Source organism: Microbacterium sp. XT11 (genome assembly GCF_001513675.1).
GTDB lineage: Bacteria > Actinomycetota > Actinomycetes > Actinomycetales > Microbacteriaceae > Microbacterium.
The window spans coordinates 1,817,860-1,831,684 of sequence record NZ_CP013859.1 but is presented as its reverse complement, the minus strand read 5'-3'; the positions used below and the strand labels follow the sequence as shown (position 1 = coordinate 1,831,684).

Below are 13,825 nucleotides of genomic sequence, written 5' to 3'. Positions count from 1 at the left end.
GATGATGCGCCGAGACGCGGCCTCGGCCATGCTCGGCATCGCCGTGGAACTCGACGAGCCGGGTCGCGCCGTCGTGTCGATGACGGTGCGCGACGACATGCTGAACGGCTTCGCCATCACCCACGGCGGGCTCGTGTTCGCGCTCGCCGACACGGCCTTCGCGATCGCCTGCAACGAGGACGACCGGATCACCGTCGCGGCCGGTGCCGACATCACCTTCCTGAAGTCGACCGGCGCGGGCCAGGTGCTCACGGCGACCGCCGTGCGGCGCGTCGTCAGCGGTCGCAGCGGGCTCTATGACGTCACGGTGACCGATGAGACCGGCGACGTCGTGGCCGAGTTCCGCGGTCGCTCGCTCACCACGAACCGCACGGCCGATTAGCCCCTCCGCGGTGCGGAGCGGTCGCGGAGCACCCTCAGCCGCGGAGGGCGAGCACGAACGGCAGCACCTCGGTCGCACCCGCGCGACGCAGCGCTCGGGCCGCGATCGCGAGAGTCCAACGGCTGTCGGCCTGGTCGTCGACGAGCAGCACCGGCCCGTCTGGCACGTCGAGCCCGTCGGCGGTCAGCCGATCCCACAGCCCCGCGAGGCGGAACGCGCTGTTGCCGCCCGGCTGACCGGTCGGACCTCCGTCGACGAGACCCAGCTCGCCCAGGTACGGCAGTCGGCCGATCTCGGCGATGCCACGGACGAGCGACCCGACGAGCTGCGGGCGCGACCGCGAGGGCATCGACACGACGGCGACCGGCCGCCGCTCCCACCCCCAGTCGGCGAGCACCCGCACGCACGCGGTGAGGAGCTGCGGCGGCACCGCGGTGTCGGCGGCACCGGCACCGAACAGCTCGCGCAGCGCGCCGCCCCAGCCGAGATCGGTCAACCGTGCGAGCGCTCGTCCTTCCGAGGCCTGTTCGCCCGGCGGGATGCGGCCCTTCACCGGCACTCCGAGCCGGTCGGCTCCGGTCGGCCACGCACGTCGGGGCTCGATCGGCACGCCGACGCGGTCGATCGACGTGGCCGCCGTCTGCTGCGCTGCGGCGGCGATCTCGCGGGGGAACCACGCCCCGGCGCAGTTGTCGCACCGACCGCAGGGTGCGGCGGTGTCATCGTCGAGCGCGCGCTGCAGGAACTCCATGCGGCATCCGCCGGTCTGCTCGTAGTCGAGCATGCTCTGCTGCTCGGCCACGCGCTCGGCCGCGATGCGCTCGTATCGTTCGGCGTCGTAGACCCAGGGCACCCCCGTGGCGATCCAACCGCCCTGCACCCGACGCACCGCGCCGTCGACGTCGAGCACCTTCAGCAGCAGCTCGAGCGGTGTGCGGCGGATGTCGACCACAGCCTCGAGCGCCGGCGTCGACACGGGAGCGTCGCCCAGCGCCGCCAGCACCCGCTCGGCGCGACCCTGGTCTGGCATCGACGCGGTGGCGAAGTAGTGCCAGATGTCGCGGTCCTCCGCTCCCGGCAGCAGAAGCACATCGGCGCTCTCGCTCGCGCGCCCGGCGCGGCCCACCTGCTGGTAGTAGGCCACGGGCGACGACGGCGCGCCGAGATGTACGACGAAGCCGAGGTCGGGCTTGTCGAACCCCATTCCCAGGGCGCTCGTTGCGATGAGCGCCTTGACCTCGTTGCGCTTCAGCATCGCCTCGGACTCGGCCCGCTCGTCGGCGTCCGTCTGTCCCGTGTAGGCGCGCACCTCGTGGCGGTGCTCGCGCAGCAGGCGCGCCGTGTCGACGGCGGCGGCGACCGTGAGGGTGTAGATGATGCCGGAGCCGGGCAGGTCTTCGAGGTGGCTCAGCAACCAGGCCAGCCGGCTCGCGGAGTCGGGCAGTCGCAGCCCCCCGAGCCGCAGCGATGCCCGCGCGAGCGGGCCGCGGATCGTGAGCACACCCGACGCCTCTCCCCCGAGCTGTTCGGCGACGTCGGCGACGACGCGGCTGTTCGCGGTGGCGGTCGTGGCCAGCACCGGCACGTCGGCCGGCATCTGCGCGATGAGGTCGCGCAGCCGTCGATAGTCGGGGCGGAAGTCATGGCCCCAGTCGCTGATGCAGTGGGCCTCGTCGACGACGAGCATCCCGAGCCGCCGGACGAGCGCGGGCAGCTGCTCCTCGCGGAACGACGGATTGTTCAGACGCTCGGGCGACACGAGCAGCACGTCGACCTCGTCGCGATCGAGCTGCGCGAGCACGTCGGACCATTCGTGCGCGTTCGTGGAGTTGATGGCGACGGCTCGCACCCCCGCGCGCTCAGCGGCCGCGATCTGGTCGCGCATGAGGGCCAGCAGCGGCGACACGAGCACCGTGGGCCCCGTCCCCTGGCGCCGCAGCAGAAGGGTGGCCACGAAGTACACCGCCGATTTGCCCCAGCCCGTGCGCTGCACGACGAGCGCGCGGCGGCGGCGCTCGACCAGCGCCTCGATCGCCTCGTACTGCCCGTCGTGGAAGACGGCGTCGGCGCGCCCGACGAGCTCTCGGAGCGCGGCGAGCGCCTCGTCGCGGATGCCGGCGGTGGTGGAACTCATGCCCTCCACTCTGCCTCACACGACCGACATCGACCGGCGAGCCGCCCGGCCGCGACCGGCGCCGCCTACGCTGGAGGGATGATCACCCGAGAGCTCGCCATCGCACTGCGCGACGCGGGACTGGTCTGGCACCCCGCCGAGGGCGACCGCTTCCAGCTCGACCTCCCCGACGACGTCGAGCTCGAGGCCGAGGCCGACGTCTTCACGGTCAGCGAGATGACGATCGAGGCGCGGCAGACGCCGAGCGGCACGGACCTCGCCTTCAACGGCACCACGGAGTGGGCCCTCGACGCCGTCACCCTCGCCGACGCGGTGTGGCTCCCCCGTGAGGATCAGTTGCGCGACCTGCTGCGTGGGACGTTCCGTTCCCTCGTGCGTCTGCCCGACGCCTTCGCCGTGCAGATCGAGATCGCCGGCGAGACCTGTCGGTTCGAGCATCCCGACCCCGCAGAGGCCTACGGCCTCGCCCTCCTCGAGCTCATCTCCCGCTCACGCTGAACGCCGGTTCCTTGCGCGCGGCATCCCGCTGTGCCAGAATTACCAAACGAGCGGTCAGTAAAGATGACCGATGCCGAGGAGTCGAAGATGACCAGTCCCGCAGACCTCTCCCTCGTCGAGTCCGAGCCGTCGCCCGAGGAGCGCCTGTTCGACGAGCTCATCGCGAACGAGCAGCGCATCGAGCCCCGGGACTGGATGCCCGAGGGGTATCGCAAGACGCTCATCCGCCAGATCTCGCAGCACGCGCACTCGGAGATCATCGGCATGCAGCCGGAAGGCAACTGGATCACCCGGGCGCCGAGCCTCAAGCGCAAGGCGATCCTCATGGCAAAGGTGCAAGACGAGGCCGGCCACGGGCTCTACCTCTACTCCGCCGCGCAGACGCTCGGCATCACGCGCGAAGAGATGATGGACCAGCTCATCAGCGGCACGGCCAAGTACTCCTCGATCTTCAACTACCCCACCCCGACCTGGGCCGACATGGGAGCGATCGGCTGGCTCGTCGACGGCGCGGCCATCTGCAACCAGGTGCCGCTGTGCCGTGCGTCGTACGGCCCGTACGGACGCGCCATGGTGCGCATCTGCAAAGAGGAATCGTTCCACCAGCGTCAGGGCTTCGAGATCCTGCTGACGCTCATGCGCGGCACCGAGGAGCAGCGGCAGATGGCGCAGGATGCCGTGAACCGCTGGTACTGGCCGAGCCTGGCGATGTTCGGGCCGCCCGACGACCAGTCGCCGAACTCGGCCCAGTCGATGAAGTGGAAGATCAAGCGCTTCTCCAACGACGAGCTGCGCCAGCGCTTCGTGGGGATGCTCGTGCCGCAGGCCGAGATCCTCGGAGTCACCCTCCCGGACCCGGAACTGAGGTGGAACGAGCAGGCAGGGCGGTACGACATGGGCGAGATCGACTGGGACGAGTTCTTCGAGGTGCTCAAGGGGAATGGCCCGTGCAACGCCGAGCGGCTCGAACGCCGCCGCACCGCGCACGAGGAGGGCGCCTGGGTGCGCGAGGCGGCGGCGGAGTACGCCCGCAAGCAGGCGGCGAAGGCGGTGGCATGATGACGACGCCCGGCGCCGACGCCCGCGAGCCCTGGCCCCTGTGGGAGGTCTTCGTGCGCGCCAACCGCGGACTCAGCCATGTGCACGTCGGATCCCTGCACGCTCCGGATGCCGAGATGGCGATCCGCAACGCGCGCGATCTGTACACCCGCCGCGGCGAGGGCGTGTCGATCTGGGCGGTGCCCGCCGACGCCATCATCACGAGCGACCCCGACGCGAAGGGCGCCTACTTCGAGAGCCCTGCGGGCAAGAACTACCGGCACGCCGTGTACTACACGGCATCCGAGGGGGTGCCGCACCTGTGAGCGCCCACGACGAGGTCCGGGGCGACGTCCACGGAGACGTCTCGGTCGACCAGCTCGTGCTCAGCGAGGAGCTCGCGGGCACCGGGGCGGTCGCGGCATCCGCCGACGTCGCGGAGTACGCGCTGTGGCTGGGCGACGACGCCCTCATCCTCTCCCAGCAGCTCGGCGCCTGGATCTCCCGCGCACCCGAGCTGGAGGAGGACGTCGCGCTCGCCAACATCGCCCTCGATCTGCTGGGGCACGCCCGCTCGCTGCTGCACTACGCCGGCTCCTACGACGGCCGCAGCGAAGACGACCTCGCGTACTTCCGCGACGAGCCTGACTTCCGCAGCTGCTGGCTCGTGGAGCAGCCCAACGGCGACTTCGCGCAGACGATCGCCCGGCAGTTCGTGGCGTCGACGTACATGTTCGAGCTGCACTCGGCCCTGCGGTCGAGCACAGACGAGACGCTCGCCGCGATCGCCGAGAAGGCTGTCAAGGAGGTCGACTATCACCGCGACCATGCAGTCCAGTGGATGCTGCGCCTGGCCGGCGGCACAGACGAGTCACGGCGGCGCATCATCCGCGCGGTGGCCGACGTGTGGCCCTACGTCGACGAGCTCTTCCGCGACGAGCCTCTCATCGACCGGCTCGGCGACGCGGCAGTCCGGCCGTCGTCGCTGCGTGCGGCGTTCGACAGGGTCGTGGACACCGTGTTCGCCGAGGCGGAGCTCGAGGTCCCCACCGTGGCCTCGTCGTCGGCGGGAGGGCGCCGCGGCTCGCACTCCACGCCGTTCGGCCACATCCTCGCCGAGATGCAGGTGCTCGCACGACGGCACCCGGGGGCGACGTGGTGACCGCTCGACGGGCTCAGGGACCGGTGGCCGAGGACGCCGCCTGGCGGATCGCCGCATCCGTCGCCGACCCCGAGGTGCCCGTGCTCACGATCGAAGACCTGGGCGTGCTCCGCGCGGTCGAGGTCGACGGTGACATGGTGCGCGTCGACATCACGCCCACCTACAGCGGCTGCCCGGCGATGGATGCCATCCGCGACGACGTCATCCTCGCGCTCACCGCCGCCGGATTCGCCCGGGTCGACGTGCGCCTCGTGCTCTCGCCCGCCTGGACGACCGACTGGATGACGGATGCAGGCAAGCGCAAGCTCGCGGAGTACGGCATCGCCCCGCCCACCGGCCGGGCGGCGGTGGGAGCGGGGCCGATCCGCCTGACGCTCAGCGTGCGCTGCCCCCGCTGCGGATCGCTCGACACCCGAGAGGTCTCGCGCTTCGGGTCCACCTCGTGCAAGGCGCTCTACGAATGCCGCGCCTGCCTCGAGCCCTTCGACCACTTCAAGGTGCACTGATGTCCCTCTTCACATCGGCGGAGCGCCCCTCCGCGGCATCCGCTCCCCGGCAGACCTCGGCGACCCCTCGCACGCGTGCACGCTTCCACACCCTGACGGTCGAGGAGGTGCGCCCCCTCACCGAGGATTCGGTCGAGGTCACCTTCACCGTCCCGCCGGAGCTGGCCGACGAGTACGACCACCTGCCGGGCCAGTACGTCGCCCTGCGCACGACGCTGGACGGCGTGGAGGTGCGCCGCTCGTACTCGCTGTGCCGGCCGCCGGAGCACCGTGGCGACGGGCAGCCCACGCGCCTGAGCGTCGCGGTGAAGCGCGACGAGGGCGGACTCTTCTCCACCTGGGCGCAGACGGGACTGCACCCCGGCTTCCGCATCGACGTGATGAGCCCTCAGGGCACCTTCACCTCGGCGCTGCCCGATCTCGACCACCGGCACGTCGTCGGCATCGCGGCCGGCTCCGGCATCACCCCGCTCATGGCGCTCGCCCACACGGTGCTCTCGCGCTCCGAGACGTCGAGGTTCACGCTGCTCTACACCAACCGCTCGACGCTCGACGTGATGTTCCTGGAGGATCTGGCCGACCTCAAGGACCGCTATCCGACCCGCCTCACGCTGCACCACGTGCTCTCGCGCGAGCAACGGACGGCCCCGCTCCTGTCCGGCCGCATCGACGAGCCGAAGTTGCGGACCATCCTGCGGGTGCTGATCGACCCGTCCGACGTCGACGAGTGGTTCCTCTGCGGCCCGCTGTCTCTCGTCGACCTGTGCCGCGAGGTCCTCGCCGACGTCGGCGTCTCCCGCGAGCACATCCGCTTCGAGCTCTTCACGACCGGCGACGAGCCGCTGCGCACCGCGAGACCCGTGACGGTGCGCGAGGGCGAGAAGACTGTGCGGATCGAGATCAGCCTCGACGGCGTCTCCTCGACCGTCGAGAGTCCGGTCGACGCGCATGAGTCGGTGCTCAACGCCGCGCTGCGCGTGCGACCCGACGCCCCGTTCGCCTGCGCAGGCGGCGTGTGCGGCACGTGCCGGGCCCGCGTCATCGAGGGCAGCGTCACGATGACCGAGAACTACGCGCTGGAGCCGGACGAGCTCGAGCGCGGCTACGTGCTCACCTGCCAGTCCCACCCCACGAGCGACCGCCTCGTGGTCGACTACGACGTCTGAGCGGAGCGTCCGATGATCGAGCTGACCCTGTCCGACGGCGTCGCCACCGTCGTCCTGAACGCTCCGGCGAAGCTGAACGCGCTCGACGAGCAGGCCATCGCCGAGCTCGGGGCGGCGTACGCCGAGGCCGAGGCCGCCGGCGTCCGCGCCCTCGTGCTGCGCGGCGAGGGGAGGGCGTTCTGCGCCGGCCGCGACATCTCCGGGGTCGACCCGCGCGAGGACGACGTGATCGGATACCTCGACGGACTGGTCACGCCGCTGCTGCAGCGGATGTCGCGGTTCCCCGCCCCGACCTTCGCCGCCGCGCACGGGGCGTGCCTTGGCGTGGGCCTCGGTCTGCTCATCGCGACGGACGTCGTGTACGTCGCCGAGTCCGCGAAGATCGGATCACCGTTCGCCGCGCTCGGCGCGACGCTGGACTCCGGCGGCCATGCGTTGTTCCTCGACCGCCTCGGCGCGCACAAGGCGCTCGATCTCATCTACACCGGGCGGCTGATGACCGGGACGGAGGCGGTGCAGTCCGGGCTGTTCTCGCGCGTGTTCCCCGACGACGACGTGGAGCGCGAGACGACGGATGCCGCGGCACGAGCCGCGCACGGCGCGACGGCCGCCTTCCTGGCGAGCAAGCGGCTGATCGCGCGGATGCGTGACGAGCGGATGACCCTATGGGACTCGGTGGCCCTCGAGAACCGCACGCAGGCGGCGCTGTGCGACACCGACGACTACCGGGAGGGCTTCGCGGCGTTCCAGGAGAAGCGGAGACCCGAGTTCCGGGGGCGCTGACCGCAGCGCAGCACCGCCGCCGTCAAGAGGGGCACCGGATGTCGGCGGCCGATGCGACAATGCCGGGATGAAGCTGTCAGAGCTGGTCGAGGCCGCCGAGGAGGTCGCAGCGACATCGTCGCGTCTCGCGAAGATCGAGACCCTCGCCGCCCTGCTGCGCCGCGCGGATGCGTCGGAGATCCTTCCCCTCGCTGGCCTGCTGCTCGCCAAACCCCGGCAGGGACGCCTGGGAGTCGGCTGGCGCGGCCTCACCTCGCTCGACATCACGCACGCGACCGAGCCGACGCTGAGCATCGCCGACGTCGACCATGAGCTCGACGCTCTCGCCGCGGCATCCGGCTCCGGTTCCGCCGCTGCGCGCACGGCGACCCTCGGTGGGCTCGCCTCGCGCGCCACCGCAGAGGAGTGGGATCTCCTCGCCCGCGCGATGCTCGGCGAACTGCGCACCGGAGCCCTCGGCGGAGTGCTGCTCGACGCGATCGCGAAGGCTGCGGGTCGCCCGGTCGGTGTGGTGCGGCGGGCGGCGATGCTGTCGGGAGACCTCGGGGAGACCGCGCTCCTCGCGCTCACGGGCAACCCCGAAGCCCTCGAGCAGGTGGGTCTGATGGTCGGCCGCCCCGTGCTCCCGATGCTCGCCTCCACCGCGGCGACGCCCACGGCCGCGCTGGAGCTGACCGGTCGCGCCTCGGTCGAGTACAAGCTCGACGGCGCGCGCATCCAGGTGCACCGCCGCGGCGACGACGTGAGCGTCTACACGCGCAGCCTCGCCGACGTCACGCATCGGGTCCCCGAGATCGTCGAGGTCGTGCGAGGCCTGCCCGCCGACGAGCTGATCCTCGACGGCGAGACGCTGTCGCTCGACGACGACGGCGCTCCGCGACCGTTCCAGGAGACGATGTCGCGCTTCGGCGCCGACGTGGCGCGCACCGTCGCACTGCGTCCGTGGTTCTTCGACCTCCTGCACGTCGACGGTCGAGACCTCATCGACGAGCCGCTCTCCGTGCGGTTGGCCGAGCTCGAAAGAGTGGCCGGCGACTGGCGCATGCCGGGGACCGTGACCGACGACGCCGAGGTCGCCGAGCAGGTGTCGCGCGATGCTCTGGCGGCCGGCCACGAAGGTGTCGTGGTCAAGGCGGTCGACTCGACCTACACGGCGGGGCGGCGCGGCAAGTCCTGGGTGAAGGTGAAGCCCGTGCTCACGTACGACCTCGTCGTGCTGGGCGCGGAGTGGGGCTCGGGACGCCGCCGCGGATGGCTGTCGAACCTGCACCTCGGGGCGCGCGATGCCGACGGCGGGTTCGGCGAACCGGGCGGCTTCGTGATGGTCGGCAAGACGTTCAAGGGCCTCACCGATGAGCTGCTCCGCTGGCAGACCGACACCTTTCCCCAGTACGAGGAGTCGCGAACGCCCTACGCCATGAGCATGCGGCCCGAGCTGGTCGTCGAGATCGCCATCGACGGAGTGCAGCGGTCACCGCGGTATCCGGGCGGCATCGCCCTGCGGTTCGCGCGCGTCAAGCAGTACCGCCCCGACAAGACCGCAGCCGAAGCCGATACGATCCAGGCCCTCCGCGCGCTGCTCCGCGGCTGAGGGCGAGGCGTCCGGCCGGCGGCCGCTCCCGGCCCGCGGCCCTCGCGGCGGTCCCGCGGCTCGCGCCCGCGCGGCGGTCCCACGCCCCGCGCCCGCGCGGCGGAACGCGTGCGCGGCGTGCGGCCCTCGCGGCTGCCCCGCGCCTCGCGCCCGCGCGAAAAGTCGGAGTTTCCGCGCAACACGCCGCCGCACGGCATCCGCACGCGGCGTGTCGCCCCGAAACTCCGACGTTTCGTACACCGCACACGGCGCACGGCACACCGCGCGGCGGGCGCGTCGGGCACACCGCGCGGCGTGCGCGGCGGACGCGGCTACGCGGTCGGTGGCAGGCCGAGGTCCTCTTCGCGCACGGTTCCCTGGAACGACCACGGGAAGTTGATCCAGAGATCGGTGTCCTTCCACGCGTAGTCGGGCTGGACGATCGTCGAAGGCTTCGTGTAGATCGTGACCGATCGCACGTCGGCACCCTTGTCCTTGAGCAGCTGCACGGCGAGCGCGAGGGTCCGACCGGAATCCGCGACGTCGTCGACGAGCAGCACGCGCCGTCCGTCGAGGTAGTTCATGTCGAGCTCGGGAGGCAGCACCTCCGGGGCATCGAGCACCGTACCGATGCCGGTGTAGAACTCGACGTTGATCGCACCGCAGTTCTTCACGCCGAGGCCGTAGGCGATGGCGCCCGCAGGAAGAAGTCCTCCGCGCGCGATGGCGACGACCACCTCCGGTTCGAAGCCGCTGGCGAGGATGCGACGCGCGAGGTCTCTCGTCGCGATTCCGAAGCCGTCCCAGGTGAGCGTCTCCCGCTCGTTCGATGCATCAGTCACCGATACATTGTCGCGCATGCGCTGCTCGACCCGCCCCGCAAGCGAGCCGCACCGAGTCCCGGCATGCAGTACAAACGAAGGACACCCGCTCTCTCCACGAGGTCTTCATGTGCCGGCTGTTCGCCTTCGTCTCCCCCGACCGATCGTCCGTACGCGCACTGCTCGGCGACCCCGGTCTGGAGCGGATGCTGTCCCTCGCCCGCCTGCACGGAGACGGATGGGGCTGGGCCGGCACGCCCGACGCGGGACAGCAGCCGATGGCGCGCAAGTCCGCGCTCTCCGCAGCATCCGACCCCACCTTCGACGAGGCGATCACGACGCCGGCGCACGCCGCCATGGTGCACCTGCGCTGGGCGACGTCGGGACTCCCCGTCGCAGAACGCAACGCCCACCCGTTCTTCGCCGACGGCGTCGCGTTCGAGCACAACGGCTCGCTCACGCCGGTGGCGCGCGTCCGTGAGCTGCTTGCGCCGGATACCCTCGCGACGCTGGGCGGCGACACCGACAGCGAGATGTACTTCGGGCTCGTCCGGGAGCGGCTCGCGAAGGGAATCGGCCTCCGCGATGCCGTCGCCCACGCCGCGCGCCGGCTGCGAGATGCGTTCCCCCTCGCGAGCCTCAACGCCATCGCCCTCGACGCGACCCACATGGTCGTCGTCCGTGCCAGCGCTCGGAGCGTGCTCTCGGATTCCGACCTCGATGAGCTCGCGCTGCACCCGCATCTGCCCGAGGAGCACAACGAGGACTACTTCGCGTTGCGGTGGAAGCGGCTCCACGACGGGACGCTCCTCGTCGGCTCGACGGGCGTCGCGGAATACAACTGGGACGCACTGCCTCCTGAGTCGGTGACGAGCATCGACCTCGCCGACCTCACGACCTCCACCGTCGCGCTGCATCCGGAGCGTCGCTAGAATCGAGTGGTCCGGCGCACGCGGCCGGTGCCTGAAAAAGAGGCACGAAGCCCCTCGCATCGAGGCGGGGGCGAGACACATACGGAATCTGCACCTCTCCGTCCCTGTCTCGAAAGGCTCTCGCATGCCCACTGTCTCCGCGCACGTCGCCCTCACCCTCGCCCAGCACATCGATGCGGTCTTCGGCGTGATGGGAAACGGCAACGCCTACTTCCTCGACGCGCTGGAGACGCAGACCGACGTCGTCTTCACAGCCGTGCGTCACGAACAGGGCGCCGTGGTCGCGGCGGATGCTCACTACCGCGCCTCCGGCCGGATCGCCGCGGGCACATCCACGTACGGAGCCGGCTTCACCAACACGATCACGGCATTGGCCGAGGCCGTGCAGGCTCACGTGCCGCTCGTGCTCGTCGTCGGTGACGAGCCCACCTCGGGCCCGCGTCCGTGGGATGTGGACCAGATCGCGCTCGCCTCGGCGGTCGGCGCGCGGACGTACACCGTGGGGCGGGCGGATGCTGCCGCGACGACGGTCATCGCGATCGAGCATGCGCTGACCTACCGCGTGCCCGTGGTGCTCGCGATCCCCTACGACGTGGCCGCGCTCGATGCCGGAGAGGTGCCGCCCGCGCCGCAACCGCGGGTACCCGCCCCTCTCGCGCCGCGCGGCGAGTTCGCCGACGGGATGCTCGACGAGATCGCCCTCGCGCTGCGCGGCGCACGGCGCCCGTTCCTGCTCGCGGGGCGGGGTGCGTGGCTGGCGGATGCCGGCGCGGCTCTCGGCGAGCTGGCCGCCGCGACCGGCGCGCTGACCGCGTCGTCGGCGCTCGGCCGCGGAATCTTCCCCGATTCGCGGTACGACCTCGGCGTCACCGGCGGCTTCGGGGCCGACGGGGCCATGGAGCTGATCCGCACCGCCGACGTGGCGGTGGTGTTCGGCGCGTCGCTCAACCAGTTCACGATGCGCTTCGGCGAGCTCTTCGCACCGGGAACGCGCGTGTTCCAGATCGACACGGCTCCAGCCGCGTCCCACCCCCACGTGGGCGGTTTCGTGCGGGCCGATGCCCGGCTCGCCGCTGAGGAGCTGGTCGCGCGGGTTCGCCGCGCGGCATCCGGCGATGCGCCCGCGTTCGGGCCCGGGCCCGAACGAAACGTCGGAGATTCCGGGCGACACGCCGCGGAGGGCGGCCCGGCAGACGGCGCGCCGGCCGCGGCATCCGACGTTTCGCACACCCCATGGCGCGAGACGGTCGACGTGGCGGCGGCGCGGGCGTACCCCGAGGGCGATGAGCTCGCACCGGACGGGCGTCTGGATCCGCGGTCGGCTGCCCGCCGCATCGCCGAGTTCCTCCCTCATGACCGCATCGTCGTGTCCGACGGCGGCCACTTCATCGGCTGGGCGAACATGTACTGGCCGGTGGCGGCGCCCGACCGCATGATGATGGTCGGCACCGCGTTCCAGTCCATCGGGCAGGGCTGGCCGAGCGTGGTCGGCGCGGCGCTCGCCCGCCGCGACTCCACCATCGTGCTGACGTCGGGAGACGGCGGAGGCCTCATGGCGATCGCGGACCTCGAGTCGGCGGTGCGCGCCGCCGGCGGCCGTGGGATCGCGGTGATCTGGAACGACGCGGCCTACGGCGCCGAAGTGAACCTCTACGGGCTCAAGGGCCTCGCGCAGGGTCCGATGCGCATCCCGGAGGTCGATTTCGCGGCCTTCGGTGAGGCGGTCGGCGCCGAAGGCATCGTCGTCCGCACTCTGAGCGACCTCGACCGACTTCGCGCCTGGACGGCCGAAGACCCGGCGACCAGGAGGTTCCTCGTGCTCGACCTGCGCATCTCAGGCGACGTCATCGCGCCGTACCAACAGGAGATCATCCGCGTGAACTCCTGAGGCCCGGTCGGCCCGGCGGCGCCCGCGCGTCGATAGGCTCCTGAACATGACGGATGCTCCCGAGATCCTCCGCTTCAGCGCCTTCGCCGCGACGCCCGAAGGCGGGAATCCGGCAGGAGTCGTGCTCGACGCACAATCGCTCGACGCGGCCACCATGCAACGGATCGCGGCGGAGGTCGGCTACTCCGAGACGGCGTTCGTGGTCGGCGAGGACCGCACCGGCGCCGTCCCGCGATACCGGCTGCGCTATTGGTCCCCTGCCGCGGAGGTGCCTTTCTGCGGCCATGCGACGGTTGCGACGGCCGTAGCGCTGGCCGAACGCGACGGCCCCGGGTCCGTGCTGTTCGACACGGAGGCCGGACAGATCGAGCTGCAGTCGACGACTGATGCCGCCGGTGCCGTCGCCGTGTCGTTCACGAGCGTCGAACCCGCGGTCCGCGAGCTGCGACCGGATGTGCGTGATCGGCTGCTCGACCTGCTCGGTCTGACCTGGGAAGATCTCGATCCGCGCTTCCCCGCGGCGGAGTCGTTCGCCGGGAACTGGCATCCGATCATCGTGCTGGCCGATCGCGACCTGTTCCACCAGTTCCGCTTCGCACCCGACCGGGTGGCCGCGCTCATGCGCGAACAGGCGTGGCTGGGCACCGTGACCGTGCTCAACGCGCTGAGCCCCTTCGAGTTCGAGGCGCGGAACCTGTTCCCCGTGGGGCGCATCACCGAGGACCCGGCGACCGGCTCAGCCGCCGCATCCACGGGCGCGTACCTTCGCCAGCACGGCTTCGTCGGACGCACGATCCAGATCCGTCAGGGAGTTCACGTCGGACGTCCGAGCCTGCTCGCCGTGACGATCCCGCCGTCCGGCGGCATCACGGTGTCGGGCGGCGCGACACGCATCGGCTGACGACCCCGCAGGCGGGCGCCCTTCCTGCGGGCGCCCCCGAGGAA

Annotated in this window: 14 protein-coding genes; 12 read left to right on the top strand and 2 right to left on the bottom strand. The window is 71.3% G+C overall.

The features are described 5' to 3' along the window. Position 1: 1 nt before the first annotated feature. On the top strand, positions 2-382 hold the full coding sequence (paaI, locus tag AB663_RS08450) for a hydroxyphenylacetyl-CoA thioesterase PaaI (protein WP_083511174.1): 381 nt from the start codon (positions 2-4) through the stop codon (positions 380-382). Between the two features lie 34 nt (positions 383-416). Here the strand turns inward: paaI and AB663_RS08445 are convergent, their stop codons facing one another. After that, positions 417-2,516 (bottom strand): RecQ family ATP-dependent DNA helicase, encoded by a 2,100-nt coding sequence (locus AB663_RS08445; protein WP_067197896.1) that lies wholly within the window; start codon positions 2,514-2,516, stop codon positions 417-419. Between the two features lie 78 nt (positions 2,517-2,594). Here AB663_RS08445 and AB663_RS08440 point away from each other — a divergent pair, with 78 nt between their 5' ends. The 8 genes from AB663_RS08440 (at position 2,595) to AB663_RS08405 (ending at position 9,260) form a co-directional block, all read left to right on the top strand. Next, positions 2,595-3,014, top strand: coding sequence for a pilus assembly protein CpaE (locus tag AB663_RS08440; protein ID WP_067197894.1), 420 nt, complete (start codon positions 2,595-2,597; stop codon positions 3,012-3,014). Positions 3,015-3,101: 87 nt separating this feature from the next. Next, positions 3,102-4,073, top strand: a complete 972-nt coding sequence (gene paaA, locus AB663_RS08435; RefSeq protein ID WP_067202439.1) for a 1,2-phenylacetyl-CoA epoxidase subunit PaaA — start codon at positions 3,102-3,104, stop codon at positions 4,071-4,073. Next, the gene (gene paaB / locus AB663_RS08430; RefSeq protein WP_067202427.1) at positions 4,073-4,378 is read left to right on the top strand and encodes a 1,2-phenylacetyl-CoA epoxidase subunit PaaB; all 306 of its coding nucleotides are present in this window, start codon (positions 4,073-4,075) and stop codon (positions 4,376-4,378) included. The genes paaA and paaB overlap by 1 nt, the downstream gene beginning before the upstream one ends. Continuing rightward, a complete protein-coding gene (gene paaC / locus AB663_RS08425; RefSeq protein ID WP_198147842.1) occupies positions 4,375-5,214 on the top strand; it encodes a 1,2-phenylacetyl-CoA epoxidase subunit PaaC in 840 nt (279 codons plus the stop codon). The genes paaB and paaC overlap by 4 nt, the downstream gene beginning before the upstream one ends. Further along, entirely contained in the window at positions 5,211-5,720 is a 510-nt protein-coding gene (gene paaD, locus AB663_RS08420; RefSeq protein WP_067202431.1) for a 1,2-phenylacetyl-CoA epoxidase subunit PaaD, read from the top strand. The genes paaC and paaD overlap by 4 nt, the downstream gene beginning before the upstream one ends. Continuing rightward, positions 5,720-6,886, top strand: a complete 1,167-nt coding sequence (paaE, locus tag AB663_RS08415) for a 1,2-phenylacetyl-CoA epoxidase subunit PaaE (protein ID WP_067197891.1) — start codon at positions 5,720-5,722, stop codon at positions 6,884-6,886. The genes paaD and paaE overlap by 1 nt, the downstream gene beginning before the upstream one ends. 12 nt (positions 6,887-6,898) lie before the next feature. Beyond that, positions 6,899-7,669 (top strand): enoyl-CoA hydratase/isomerase family protein, encoded by a 771-nt coding sequence (locus AB663_RS08410; RefSeq protein ID WP_067197889.1) that lies wholly within the window; start codon positions 6,899-6,901, stop codon positions 7,667-7,669. Positions 7,670-7,736: 67 nt separating this feature from the next. Next, positions 7,737-9,260: an ATP-dependent DNA ligase gene (locus tag AB663_RS08405; RefSeq protein ID WP_067197887.1), complete on the top strand. Its 1,524-nt coding sequence runs from the start codon at positions 7,737-7,739 to the stop codon at positions 9,258-9,260. A gap of 311 nt (positions 9,261-9,571) precedes the next feature. Here AB663_RS08405 and AB663_RS08400 read toward each other — a convergent pair whose 3' ends face one another. Next, positions 9,572-10,099, bottom strand: a complete 528-nt coding sequence (locus AB663_RS08400; RefSeq protein WP_067197885.1) for a phosphoribosyltransferase — start codon at positions 10,097-10,099, stop codon at positions 9,572-9,574. An 89-nt stretch (positions 10,100-10,188) separates the two neighbouring features. Here AB663_RS08400 and AB663_RS08395 point away from each other — a divergent pair, with 89 nt between their 5' ends. From AB663_RS08395 to AB663_RS08385, 3 genes are all read left to right on the top strand, one after another. Further along, a complete protein-coding gene (locus AB663_RS08395; RefSeq protein ID WP_067197882.1) occupies positions 10,189-10,992 on the top strand; it encodes a class II glutamine amidotransferase in 804 nt (267 codons plus the stop codon). Between the two features lie 124 nt (positions 10,993-11,116). Beyond that, positions 11,117-12,880: a thiamine pyrophosphate-binding protein gene (locus AB663_RS08390; RefSeq protein WP_067197880.1), complete on the top strand. Its 1,764-nt coding sequence runs from the start codon at positions 11,117-11,119 to the stop codon at positions 12,878-12,880. A 46-nt stretch (positions 12,881-12,926) separates the two neighbouring features. Continuing rightward, positions 12,927-13,781, top strand: a complete 855-nt coding sequence (locus tag AB663_RS08385) for a PhzF family phenazine biosynthesis protein (protein ID WP_067197878.1) — start codon at positions 12,927-12,929, stop codon at positions 13,779-13,781. Positions 13,782-13,825 lie beyond the last annotated feature (44 nt).